Annotated in this window: 10 protein-coding genes and 1 pseudogene; 9 read left to right on the top strand and 2 right to left on the bottom strand. The window is 33.2% G+C overall.

Annotated features, from left to right (window positions below; translation table 11 throughout):
* Positions 1-307: 307 nt before the first annotated feature.
* The 3 genes from thrS to rpmG all read left to right on the top strand — a co-directional run bounded on the left by thrS (position 308) and on the right by rpmG (position 4,849).
* A complete protein-coding gene (thrS, locus tag ACTJFD_RS04860; protein ID WP_442260002.1) occupies positions 308-2,242 on the top strand; it encodes a threonine--tRNA ligase in 1,935 nt (644 codons plus the stop codon).
* Positions 2,243-2,461: 219 nt separating this feature from the next.
* Entirely contained in the window at positions 2,462-4,579 is a 2,118-nt protein-coding gene (locus ACTJFD_RS04865; protein ID WP_442259982.1) for a peptidoglycan D,D-transpeptidase FtsI family protein, read from the top strand.
* 105 nt (positions 4,580-4,684) lie between these two features.
* Complete coding sequence (gene rpmG, locus ACTJFD_RS04870) at positions 4,685-4,849, top strand: 50S ribosomal protein L33 (protein ID WP_442259983.1); 165 nt, start codon at positions 4,685-4,687, stop codon at positions 4,847-4,849.
* Positions 4,850-4,948: 99 nt separating this feature from the next.
* On the opposite strand, the gene ACTJFD_RS04875 is transcribed toward rpmG, so the two are convergent.
* Positions 4,949-6,121 carry a tyrosine-type recombinase/integrase gene (locus tag ACTJFD_RS04875; RefSeq protein ID WP_442259984.1) on the bottom strand — a complete coding sequence of 391 codons (1,173 nt, stop codon included), beginning with the start codon at positions 6,119-6,121 and terminating at the stop codon, positions 4,949-4,951.
* A 43-nt stretch (positions 6,122-6,164) separates the two neighbouring features.
* On the bottom strand, positions 6,165-6,794 hold the full coding sequence (locus ACTJFD_RS04880) for a helix-turn-helix domain-containing protein (RefSeq protein ID WP_442259985.1): 630 nt from the start codon (positions 6,792-6,794) through the stop codon (positions 6,165-6,167).
* Between the two features lie 48 nt (positions 6,795-6,842).
* Between ACTJFD_RS04880 and ACTJFD_RS04885 the strand changes: the two genes are divergently transcribed.
* The 6 genes and pseudogenes from ACTJFD_RS04885 to ACTJFD_RS04910 form a co-directional block, all read left to right on the top strand.
* Positions 6,843-7,025 (top strand): hypothetical protein, encoded by a 183-nt coding sequence (locus ACTJFD_RS04885; protein WP_442259986.1) that lies wholly within the window; start codon positions 6,843-6,845, stop codon positions 7,023-7,025.
* On the top strand, positions 7,025-7,300 hold the full coding sequence (locus ACTJFD_RS04890; protein WP_442259987.1) for a hypothetical protein: 276 nt from the start codon (positions 7,025-7,027) through the stop codon (positions 7,298-7,300). Before ACTJFD_RS04885 ends, ACTJFD_RS04890 begins: the two co-directional genes overlap by 1 nt.
* 139 nt (positions 7,301-7,439) lie before the next feature.
* Positions 7,440-8,102, top strand: coding sequence for a Rha family transcriptional regulator (locus ACTJFD_RS04895; RefSeq protein WP_442259988.1), 663 nt, complete (start codon positions 7,440-7,442; stop codon positions 8,100-8,102).
* A 16-nt stretch (positions 8,103-8,118) separates the two neighbouring features.
* Positions 8,119-8,373, top strand: a complete 255-nt coding sequence (locus ACTJFD_RS04900) for a hypothetical protein (protein WP_442259989.1) — start codon at positions 8,119-8,121, stop codon at positions 8,371-8,373.
* A gap of 116 nt (positions 8,374-8,489) precedes the next feature.
* The gene (locus ACTJFD_RS04905) at positions 8,490-8,948 is read left to right on the top strand and encodes a hypothetical protein (RefSeq protein WP_442259990.1); all 459 of its coding nucleotides are present in this window, start codon (positions 8,490-8,492) and stop codon (positions 8,946-8,948) included.
* A gap of 27 nt (positions 8,949-8,975) precedes the next feature.
* A pseudogene (locus ACTJFD_RS04910) lies at positions 8,976-9,615 on the top strand (phage resistance protein); the annotation flags it as partial.

Genomic DNA, 9,615 nt, shown 5'->3' on the forward strand with positions numbered 1-9,615 from the left:
TGCTTAAATAATAAGTATAAAAATAATATTTAAATTGTTGAGAAAGACACAAGTTTTTGATACCTTCTTTTCAGGGAATGAAGCCTAGGCTGGAAGCTTCTAAGAATTGGATTTAAAACTTACCACTTTCGAAAGTTTGATTGAAATCAAACCGTTTGCTACGTTATCGCTCATTGAGAGGGAGTATTAGTCTATTTAGTACTCTAAACAATTTAGGTGGAACCACGATAATTACGTCCTAGTAAGTCAATTTGACTTGCTAGGCTTTTTTATTGTTTAAAAATAATTAGGAGGTCTTTTTATGTCAATGATTAAAATAACATTTCCAGATGGAGCGGTTAAAGAATTTGAGGCGGCTTCAACTACGTTAGATATTGCTAAAAGTATTAGTAATAGTTTAGGAAAAAAAGCGTTAGCTGGAAAATTTAATGGAGAATTAGTCGATTTAAATCGCGAATTAACTGAAGATGGAGCGATTGAAATCGTGACACCAGATCACGAAGACGCTCTACAAATCTTACGTCATTCCGCAGCACATTTAATGGCAAATGCAGTTCGTCGTTTATATCCAAGTATTCATTTTGGAGTAGGGCCAGCAATTGAGAATGGTTTTTATTATGATACTGATAATGGTGAAAATCCAATTTCGGAAGAAGATTTAGTTAAAATTGAAGAAGAAATGATGAAAATTGTTAAAGAGAATAATCCAATCATTCGTAAAGTAGTGACTAAAGAAGAAGCTTTAGCATTATTTAAAGAAGATCCGTATAAAGTAGAATTGATCAATGAATTACCCGAAGAAGAAGAAATTACCGTTTACGATCAAGGTGATTTTGTTGATTTATGTCGAGGTGTTCATGTTCCATCAACTGGACGTATTCAAGTTTTTAAACTGTTATCAGTTGCAGGGGCATATTGGCGAGGTGACTCAAATAATCATATGATGCAACGTGTGTATGGAACAGCTTTCTTTGATAAAAAAGATTTAAAAGCTTATCTTAAAATGCGTGAAGAAGCTAAAGAACGCGATCATCGTAAATTAGGTAAAGAATTAGATTTATTTATGATCAGTCCCGAAGTTGGTTCAGGTTTACCCTTCTGGTTACCAAAAGGTGCAACCATTCGTCGTATCATCGAGCGTTATATTGTAGATAAAGAAATTAGTTTAGGCTATCTACACGTTTATACTCCAATTATGGCCGATGTTGAGTTGTATAAAACTTCAGGACATTGGGATCACTACCATGATGATATGTTTCCTCCGATGGACATGGGAGACGGTGAGATGTTAGTCTTACGACCAATGAACTGTCCTCATCATATGATGATTTATAAAAATGATATTCACTCATATCGTGAATTACCGATTCGAATTGCTGAACTAGGAATGATGCACCGTTACGAAAAAAGTGGAGCGTTATCCGGTTTACAACGTGTGCGTGAAATGACTTTAAATGATGGACATACTTTTGTTCGTCCAGATCAAATCAAAGATGAATTTAAACGGACGTTAGAATTAATGATTGCTGTTTATGCTGATTTTAATATAACTGATTATAGTTTCCGTTTGAGTTATCGTGATCCTAACAATACTGAAAAATACTTTGCAGATGATGAAATGTGGGAAAAAGCACAAATCATGTTGAAGGATGCCGTCGATGAAATGGGCTTAGATTATTTTGAAGCGGACGGAGAAGCCGCTTTCTATGGTCCAAAACTGGACGTTCAAGTGAAGACAGCGATGGGAATTGAAGAAACTCTTTCTACGATTCAACTGGACTTTTTATTACCAGAAAGATTCGATTTAACTTACGTTGGTGAAGATGGTGAAAATAGTCATCGCCCTGTTGTTATTCACCGTGGCATTGTCTCAACAATGGAACGTTTTGTCGCTTACTTAACAGAAGTTTACAAAGGTGCTTTCCCAACGTGGTTAGCTCCAGTTCAAGGAACAATTATTCCAGTAAACTTAGATATGCATAGCGATTACGCTTTTGAAATTAAAGAGAAATTAGAGAAAAAAGGCTTACGCTTTGAAGTTGACGTTCGCAATGAAAAAATGGGTTATAAAATTCGTGAATCTCAAACACAAAAAGTACCTTATCAAGTGGTCGTTGGAGATAAAGAAATGGAAAGTGGCGAAGTTAATGTTCGTCAATATGGAAGCAAAGAAACCAATACAATGACTGTTGATTTGTTTGTGGATTCAATTGTGGCGGAAGTAAGTAATTTTAGTCGCTAAAAAAGAGTTACTAATTATAAGGAGATGTTGGGAAAAAACTAAAAATAGTTTGATTCCCAATATCTTTTTTGTATCTTTCTAAGAAGAGTTTTAAATTTATTTTTAAAACCATCCTTTCTCATTGAAAATAAGCGAAAACCATGAGATACTCATAAAGATATTATAGAAAAATCAAAGAAGATATAATATAAGTATTGCATTGAAAGGATAAATTGCTCAATGAAACGAAAGAAAACAACGTGGAATTCAATATTTAAAAAGCAAAGAAATAACCAAAAGAAAAAATCTCATGTTCCAAAGCGCTTAGATTTTTTATTTTTTATTGTTTTTTTACTTTTTTCAGTTTTAATTGTTCGATTAGCTGATTTACAAATTAACCAAAAAGATAAATTCACAAAAATTATTGAGAGTGGGCAAAAAAGTATTGTTTTGGAAGGAGCCCCTCGAGGTGAAATTTATGATTCTAAAGGAAAACTTCTTGTCAAAAACACACCTAAGCAAGCTGTTGTTTTTACTAGAAGTCCAGGAATGACTGCCCAAAACATTCGGGAGGCTAGTGAAAAAGTCGTTGATTTAATAACAATTAAGCCAGAAAAGTTAACAGAGCGGGATATCAAAGACTATTGGTTATCTGATAAGGATAACTTTGAAAACGTTGCTAAGCAATTAACAACAGCCGATAAATTAAACAAACATGGCGAGCGATTATCAGAAAGTGCGATGTATTCTAAAATTGTGAATAAAGTTAAAATTGATGATATCCAACTGAATGAGATCGATAAAAAAAGAGCTTCTGTTTTTAAACGAATTAACGCAGCGGCTGCCTTACAACCCGTTATTATTAAAAATGATGGTGTAACAACAGAAGAAATAGCAAAAGTTGGTGAAAATACGGCTGCTATTCCTGGAATATCAACTGGTTTGGATTGGGATCGTGATTATCCTGAAAAAGACCAAATTCGGACCATTTTAGGGGTCGTCTCCTCTGAAAAACAAGGGTTACCGGAAGAACAACTAGATGAGTATCTTGAAAAAGGTTATGCACGTAATGATCGTGTCGGCTTAAGCTATTTGGAAAAGTCATATGAAGATGCTTTACGTGGAAAAAAAGGTGAATCAGAAGTTGTTATTGATAAAAATCAACAGATCGTTTCTAAAAAAGAAACAAAACCTAGTGAAAAAGGCGATAATTTGGTTTTAACTTTAGATTTAGCTTTTCAAAAGCAGGTTGAGGATATTACTAAAAAACATTATCAATCTCTAATTAGTGCGGGTAAGGCTAATTATTCTGAAGGAGCTTACGTGGTTGTAACGGAGCCGCAAACAGGGAATATCTTAGCAATGGTTGGTTTAAGACAGGATGAAGAAACGGGGGAACTAGTTGATGATGCTTTAGGTACATTTAATAAAGCGTTTGTACCAGGATCTTCCATTAAGGCAGCAACAGTAATGGCTGGATATGAAAATGGTGTTATTTCTGGCAATCAGAAAATGATAGATGAACCGCTAGTCTTTAATGGTGGCTTAGTTAAGTCCTCTTTATTTAATCAGTATGGTGCTTATTCATTATCAACAGAACAAGCATTGGAAGTTTCATCGAACGTTTATATGATGAAAATTGCTTTAAAAATGATAGGAGTTGAATACCAACCTAATCTATCACTTCCTTATGATGTTGAATTGTTCGGTAAATTAAGGAAAACTTATGAAGAATTTGGTTTAGGAAGTGAAACTGGAATTGATTTACCTGGGGAATTAACAGGGTTTATCAATACTAAATATAAGGATAAAAATGGTAACTATATTCCTGGTATTATGGGGAATGCGCTTGACTTATCATTTGGTAACTATGATACTTATACAGCAATGCAATTGAATCAGTATGTTGCGACTATTGCAAATAATGGGATTAGGGTAGCTCCGCACATTGTCAAAGGAGTTTATGATACAGATGAAACAGGTGAATTAGGTAAAGCAAAAGAAGAATTACAACCAAAAATAATGAATAAAATTGAAGGCCGTCAATCAGAGTTTGACATTATTCATAACGGTATGGTTGGTGTCGTCAATGGACCAATGGGGACTGGGCACGCGTTGCAAGGCGCAAGTTATCCAATCGCCGCTAAGACGGGAACCGCGGAAACTGCAGCAGTTGGTCCACGAAATAATAAAGTTATTAATTTAGTAAATAGTTCAATCGTCGGCTATGCACCGTATAATCAGCCTAAAATTGCAGTAAGTGTTGTATTGCCTCATTTGACGGATGATTTGTATGGCGCTAATGCTGCTATTTTAAGAGATGTTGTGAATAGTTATGCTGCATTAAATCAGAAATAAACCGTTGTAAAGTAAAACTACTTAACAAATTTGTCCAAAAGGGTAGAAATTTATAAAAAAAGATGATATGATATTCTAGTGTCAAGATGATACTTGAATATTTAAATGGAGGTATACACAATGCGCGTAAATATTACTTTAGAATGTACAGAATGTAAAGAAAGAAATTATCTTTCTAACAAAAACAAACGTAACAATCCAGAACGTATCGAATCAAAAAAATATTGCCCACGTGAACGTAAAGTTACTTTACACCGTGAAACAAAATAAGCTTTTATATTAAGTGCTCTAATCCCTTTCAGACGGGGATTAGAGCCTTTTTTTATTTCTTCCTAATCTGAATTGAATACGTCTTTGAATACGGTTTGTTTAAAAATTGACATAATTAGCAAATTTTTGAGCTGTTTCTTCTTGTACTTTTTTAGTAACATGGGTATAGACGTTCATAGTCTGAGAAATATCTGAATGTCCTAAACGTTCTTGTACTTCCTTGAAGTTTGCATTAGACTCAAAGAGAATAGAAGCATGGGTATGTCTGAAACCATGACAGCCTATCCTATGAAGTTTACAAGCATCAGCAATCCTATTTGAACGCTGATAAATTTCATTTCTAGTCATATACTGGTTTTTAATATTTGAAAATAAAAATTGAGACTTATTATAGCCATTATTTAATAGTAATTTACGTTGTGTTAAATGCCATTTTTTTAAGATGTGGAGCGTTTTGTCATCAAGGGATATAATCCTATTAGACTTCTTGGTTTTGGTCGTAGAGACCTCATAACCTTGTTTAGTTTGAGAAAGGTTCTTGCTAATCGTTACAGTTTTATCATTGAAATCAATGTCTGAAAAATTTAGAGCAAGGACTTCACCGACACGCATACCACTGAATGCCATCAAACGAAACAAAGCCAAGTCTAGTTCAGCATAATATTGCTGGATTAGGCTTTTTTCTTTTGTTTCAGATGATTTCTTTTCTAAATGATCCATAAAAACTTTAAGCTCATCAACATCATAAAATTTAATCTTCTTTTCCTTCTTTTTTTCTTTCTTAGTCGGTCGGATGATTTTGTCAAATGGATTAGTCTGTAATACTTCTATATGGTTGGCATATTGAAAGACCTTATTTGTATAGCCAATATGTAACCTGTATGATGTATAGTTTTCAGCCCACTTATTGACGATTTTTTGACAAAACTTGACATCTATTTTATCCAATTTAATATCACCGAAAGCAGGAAGTATGACATCATCAAAAAACCTTTCTGTAGTCATGCTAGTGGACTCTTTGACGGTGTTCTTATAGTTTTCATACCATAGTTCATAAACTTCTTTAAAAGTAGTAGCAGAAGCTTTCTGTAGCCCTTTTTCCTCAAACTCCAGCATCAACTCATTTAGTTTTAACTGAGCGGACTTCTTACTAGGAAATCCTCGTCTTGTAGTTCGTACTTCTTTTCCTGTTACATCATCTATACCAAGATAGGCTTGAAATTGCCATGCCTTAGTACCGTCTTTTTTTGTATATTGTTTAAATGTTGCCATTGTTTTCTCCTATCTAACCACGGGCGAGTAGGTAGGTGGGAGGTTATTGATTTAATCTTGAATATCTAATCCCATTTAATGTGTTTTTTATCATTTCTTTTTCATCATTAGAAAGAGGAGAAGAATCTAATGTTAATTTTAAATTTTTATTAATATCATCATAGAATAGTAGTTCCAAGTCTAGTGAAAAATTTGATGTATAGATTAAGGAGTTAATGTTTCTTGTTTGTTCACTATTACCAATAGGGTTGTTTACATACTCAGATGGATACATAATATTACCATTTTTAAATTGGTTGAAATAATCATCTAAAATATGAAAAAGTTTTAATTCTTTATCATTTAAGTTCTCTGAAGGTACCCTCTCGGTAGTTAGTAGTTCATTACTTATGGAATTCAGTAATTCGTAAACAATATCTTTTGCTTGATGTAATTCACCAATTTCGAGCATTCCATCCTCATCTACTATTTCAGGTGATGTAAATATTAAAGATTCTTTTTTTGCTAACTCTTCTATTATTTTAAATAAAGTTTTATAAGAAGGGATTTTTTTATTATTTTCTATCATTGAAAGGTAAGGTTGAGATACTCCAGTTTTATTTGCTAGCTCTGTTAATGTCATTTCTGCAAAGTTAACTCTTCTTGTTTCAATGACTTCTCCTATTGAATTCATTCGATCACCTCACATAGAATATAACCTGTTTAAAGGAGGTGATATATTATGAAGACCAACAATGAGATACGTTCAATGATTACTCAAAGTAGGTTAAAAAATTGGGAAGTTGCAAATAAAATGAAAATTGCAGATACAACTTTGAGTAGATGGCTTAGGACACCATTAAATGATGAAAAAAAAAGACGAGTACTAGACGCTATTGAAGAACTTAAAAAGGAGGTGATCTAATGCAGGAGTCATTACAAGTAACATTAGTCAATGAAGAATCATTCAGAAGGTACTTATATTCAATCTTCATTGAAGAACTTCAGAAGGCTAAAGAGGATGTAGGAACAAATAAAAAAATATTAAATCAAATGGAGATTAGCGAACATTTAGGTGTAAGTCCAACCTCAATTCGTGAATATGAAAAGCTAGGGCTTCCGTTTTCGCAGATAGGTAAGAGGAAATTTTATGATGTAGACAAGATAAGGCAGTGGTTATCAGGACAACATATTGATTAAAAAATAAAACATACCACGGGCGAGTGGAATAAGGAGAATAAACAGTGATTGAATTTGAAAATGTAAAAGAAGCATTAGAGGATATGTATTTATTAGGACATGAAAATATCTACTTGAATAATTAAAGGAGGTGCAATTTATGAATGAAATTGTTTTTGTAGAATCGGCAAAGTTAGATGAACAACCTTATACAACAAGTGAAGTTATTGCAGAGTACGCAGGAATTGAACATCATTCAGTTACTAGATTGATACGAGAGTATGAAAACGATTTAAATATATTTGGTTTAATTGGATTTGAAATCCATAAATTAAATGGTCGTGGTAGACCTAAGAAAATTTACAAATTAAACGAGCAACAGGCAACTTTATTAATCACATATTTAGATAATACCGAACCAGTTCGAAAATTTAAGCAACAACTAGTTTTTCAATTCTTCTCAATGAAACAAGAATTAATGAAGCGTCAGATGTATCGTGAACTTGAAAAACCGATTAGAAAATCATTGACGGATGCTATTAAGGAAAGCTCACATACTAACAGATGGACGTACAAGCTTGTCACAGACCTTATCTGTAAGACTATTACTAGTTATAGTACCAAGCAGTTAAAAGAACGCAGGCAAGTATCTAAGAGTGTAACAGGAACGGATATCTACACGAGTGAAGAATTTGAACAGTATCAAATTTTAGAACAGAAAACTATTTTTCTGCTAGAAATGGGTATGGACTATCAGCAAATAAAATCAGTATTAAATGGTGAAAGTATTCAATTTATTGTACCTGTTAAAGAAAAAATATAAATCAGGAGGAATTAACATGCGAAAAAATATTACATTGGAAAGTTTAGAAAATAAGGTGTTTGAATATCAAAAGAGACACCAAGATTTAGCCGATGGGCAAGCGTTTATATTAAATCGCTTAATGGGTACAGATTGCTGTATTTACAATGATAAGGATGAAGTGATTGCTTACACGCCAATTGAAAAATTAGAGTCGGTAATTGAGGAATTACAAGCATTGAAGAAAGAGATTGAAGTCGTTGAACGTTTTGAAGATTTTCTATATGAATAGAAAAAAACACCGCTAAGATTGCAGTCTTAACAGTGTTTGGGTATATAAACTGACGAAAGTATATATACCCAATTCTATCATAAAAGTAACTAAAAATGAAGAATGGAGCTAAAGAAATGAATAAACAAACTACTAACGTACTAACTTTCGCTAAGGAATACGAGAGCTTAGACGATTATAACTTTTTAAAATGGGGGACAATGATTGGGTTGCCACAAGATTTATTTAAAAAACTTGTACCGAATTATGAGGAGCTGGAAGGTAAAGAGTACGAGATTACTATGAAAGTCTGTTCAACACTCATAAGAGAACTACAAGCCAATAATCGTATTGTAATTACTGATAAAGAAAAAGCAGAAATAGAGCGACTAAAACAGGTTGAGGAACAAAAGGAAAATGACCTTGCCGAATTATCGGTCATCTATGGAAATAAGAATGCTAGGGTACTAATGTCTAATGTGATGACTGCTTATGGCAACGCTGGTAAACCGAAAGGAGATTATCACACGGCTAAGAAGTGGTGTGAGGAACAAGGTATTTATGATGAGATTGAGCGTAGGGCATTAGGGATTTAATAATTAACAGGGCAAGGCGGTGATTAATTGGCGAATGCAAAGGAATTATATTTAGAATTTCAAAAAATAAGATTAAATATAGATCAAGTAGAAACACCTAATCTTTCAAAGATAAAAGAGATCATAAAGCGAGTTCACTTTGCTGACATTTTGACTAAACAACAAGTGCTGGATAATACAGGTAATGCTTACTACCAGTTAAAAGAAGGTGGAAACGGTGAATATTATGACTTTGCCAATATAGATTACACCATTCAAGCTAAAAAGACTGGGCTAGTCTATTGCATCATCTATGAAGCAACAGAAAAAAATGGCAGTAAATCAATAAAATGTAATCGTAAAATACCATTTACTAATTATGCTAGGTTCTTAGCAGATGTTACAGCTAAAAAAATAGTGTTCTCTAAAGAATTGGATTGTTTTATTCTAGTAGGTAAAAATACATATCAAGTAATCAATGATGTGTCTTTCAGTGTCTTATATTCAGTTGATAGAAATAAGCAAATAAGCGACTTTCTGACTGTTATAGAGGAAATATACAGAACACATATCAAGGTAGATACACATTCTTTTACGATTAAACCGTACGCTTTTTGTGGGAATAACTGGGCTTATGATTGTCAGTCATTAGAATACATGGAAGGGATACCTAAGCCATTAGAGTTAT

The organism is Vagococcus sp., from assembly GCF_052102835.1.
GTDB lineage: Bacteria > Bacillota > Bacilli > Lactobacillales > Vagococcaceae > Vagococcus.